Source organism: Mesorhizobium sp. M2A.F.Ca.ET.037.01.1.1, assembly GCF_003998075.1.
Lineage (GTDB): Bacteria > Pseudomonadota > Alphaproteobacteria > Rhizobiales > Rhizobiaceae > Mesorhizobium.
This window is the reverse complement of the sequence record NZ_RZSA01001686.1, coordinates 1-615: the sequence shown is the minus strand read 5'-3', so window position 1 is coordinate 615 and position 615 is coordinate 1. Positions and strand designations below refer to the sequence as shown.

At 64.7% G+C, this 615-nt stretch carries 2 protein-coding genes; both read left to right on the top strand.

What is annotated here, in order from left to right; all coding sequences use genetic code 11:
* Window positions 1–113: DUF993 family protein (locus EOA27_RS39215; RefSeq protein WP_127259055.1), on the top strand; the 113-nt coding region annotated here is incomplete at its 5' end.
* A 92-nt stretch (window positions 114–205) separates the two neighbouring features.
* On the top strand, window positions 206–615 hold a 410-nt coding region (locus tag EOA27_RS41335; protein WP_189562417.1), incomplete at its 3' end, for an SDR family NAD(P)-dependent oxidoreductase.

Here is a 615-nt window from a genome sequence, read left to right as displayed (position 1 = left end):
GCATATGCCACTATGCGGACGTGTTCCGCCTAGCCGACCAGGCAGGCCTGCTGGCCGATCCCGATCTTGCCTCCGCCAGGATGAAGAGCCTGCTGGCGACGGCCGGCATCTGAACCGATCGCCCCGCGGCGATTTGCGTTCCGCCGGCAAACCTGTATTCGCTTGCCAAAATCGCGTTGCACCAAGGCGGACTACGGGTGAGCAGATGGAAGTTCCCGGCTTGAGGGGGCGGGTGGCGGTCATTACCGCGGCCGGCCAGAACATCGGCAAGGCCGTCGCCCTGGCGTTCGCTCGAGCGGGGGCGCACATCGTGATTACCGGCGGCAGCGATCTGGCCAAGATCGAGGCCGTGGCGGATGAGGCGCGATCCTTAGGCGTCGAGGCGGTGGCCTCCGTCTGCGACGGCACCGACGAGACTGCCATGAACGCCTTGATCGAATGGGCGGTCGCGGAACTCGGCGGCGTCGACATCGCGGTATCCTGCGTCGGGATAGGACCGCATCAGCCGATCGCGGAGATCACCCTTCAGGACTGGCAGAAGGTGATGAACACCAATCTCGGATCGGCTTTCATCCTGACCCAGGCGGTGCTTCCGCACATGCGCAGGAGGAAGTA